The sequence below is a fragment of the Arthrobacter sp. SPT-J7 genome (assembly GCF_059089965.1).
On the sequence record NZ_JBNHFF010000380.1, the window covers coordinates 1 to 1939 of the forward strand.

A 1939-nucleotide genomic window follows, 5' to 3' on the forward strand; every position below is an offset into this window, starting at 1 on the left:
TGCCTTCACTCATCAGCTGTGCGAGGTCAAGCCGGGCGCCCGGTGCGGCGGGCTCCTCCAGTGTGCCGATCAGGCGGTTGAGGTCCTCCCGCACGCCGTAAAGGATCTCGACCACCTTGGCGGCATTGCCGCCCAGGATCTGCACCCACAGGGAGGGATCACTGGCAGCGATCCGGGTGACGTCGCGCAGCCCGTTTCCCGCGAGGGACAACGCGTGCAAAGGCGTACCCTGCAGCCGGCTGGCCAAAAGCGATGACATGACCTGCGGCAGGTGCGATACCAGGGCCACGGCTTCGTCGTGTTCGTCAGCGGTGAACTGGGAAACTACCGCCCCCAGGTCAGTGGCCAGAGAGCGGGCCGTCTGGAGGGCAGCACCGGAGGTTTCCTCCGCGGGGCACACCACCCAGGGCATCGAGGTGAAGAGCTCCCCGCGGGCCGCAACCGGCCCGGACTTTTCCCGTCCGGCCATAGGGTGTGTGCCCACATAGCGGGAGAGGTCCACGCCGCGGCTGCGCAGCGCCGAGAGGATCTCCGCCTTGACGCTGGCGATGTCGACCACCACGGAGCCCGGGTAGTCAGTCAGCGCCTTTGCCACAACATCTGCCGTGACATCCGGCGGGGCTGCGACCACCACCAGCTGCGGCACAGCACCCGCAAGCCCGGCCAAGGGTTGCCCTGCACCGATATCCACGGCAACAGCCTGGTTAGTGGGCGAAGGGTCGGACAGGTAAACCGGAACACCCCGGCCGCGCAGGCCCAGCCCGATGCTGGTGCCCAGCAGCCCTGTACCGATGACCACCACCGGACCGTCCAGGTGCCCGCGGCCCTGGCTGTGGAAAGCGGACATGCCTCAGAGCCCTACGGATGCCAGCAGATGGCCGACTTCCTGCTTGCCGAGGTTGCGGATGCTTCCCTGTCGCTGGTCACCCAAACCTATGGGTCCCACCTTGACGCGGACCAGCCGCAGGACCGGGAATCCGACGGCGTCGAACAGGCGCCGGACGATGCGGTTCTTGCCGGAGTGCAGCACTACCTCGATCAGGACGTGGCCGGGAGTGGAGTCAACGAGGCGGAAGGAATCCACCGAAGCAAAGCCGTCCTCCAGGTCCACGCCTTCCTTGAGCTGGGCACCGATTCCCTGCGGGAAGGGGCCCCGGACCTGGACCAGGTACGTCTTGGGCACCTCATAGGAGGGGTGCGTCAGGCGGTTGGCAAGTTCGCCGTCGTTCGTCAGCAGCAGCAGCCCCTCGGTGGCGACGTCGAGCCGGCCCACGTGGAAAAGGCGTTCGCCGTGCTGGTGACGAAGGAAGTCGCTGATGCAGGGGCGGCCCTCGGGGTCCTCCATGGTGGAAACAACGCCCTTGGGCTTGTTGAACACCATGTATACCAGGTTCTCATCCAGCTGGATCCGCAGTCCGTCAACGTGGATGACGGCGGTCTTCGGGTCGACGCGGACGCCGAGCTCGGTGACTACCTGGCCGTCCACTTCCACGCGGCCCTCGGCAATCATTTCCTCGCAGACGCGGCGTGACGCTACGCCCGCGGAGGCCATAACCTTTTGCAGGCGCACGCCGTCGGCATCGTGGAGTTCCGACTGGGGAACCTCGCCGCGGGGGCCCTTCTTCCGGGTGGGCCGGCGTACCGGACCCAGGTTCTGGCCGAAACGTTCGCTGCCGAAAGCACGGGAAGCCGCTGCCCCCGGGGCACCGGTGCGTGGCTTTGGCTTCAGCGCACCCGGCGTTCCCGGTGCCTTCTTGGCACCCGGCTTACGTACGGCAGGCTTCCGGGAGGAAGGCTTTGCAGATTTGGGTTCCGGTGCTCCGCGGCCCCCCTGGCCACCGGCCGGTGCCTGGTCCGGATCGATAAACCGCTCCTCGCGCGGCTTGGGCGCACGGTGCGGACGGTCGCTGCCGAATCCGCCGCCGCGCTTGGCGGCCCC

Annotated in this window: 2 protein-coding genes; both read right to left on the bottom strand. The window is 67.5% G+C overall.

Features of this window, described 5'->3' with window-relative positions:
* On the bottom strand, window positions 1-847 hold an 847-nt coding region (locus tag AC5RWX_RS32820), incomplete at its 3' end, for a prephenate dehydrogenase (RefSeq protein WP_494100347.1).
* A gap of 3 nt (window positions 848-850) precedes the next feature.
* On the bottom strand, window positions 851-1939 hold a 1089-nt coding region (locus AC5RWX_RS32825; RefSeq protein WP_494100348.1), incomplete at its 5' end, for a pseudouridine synthase.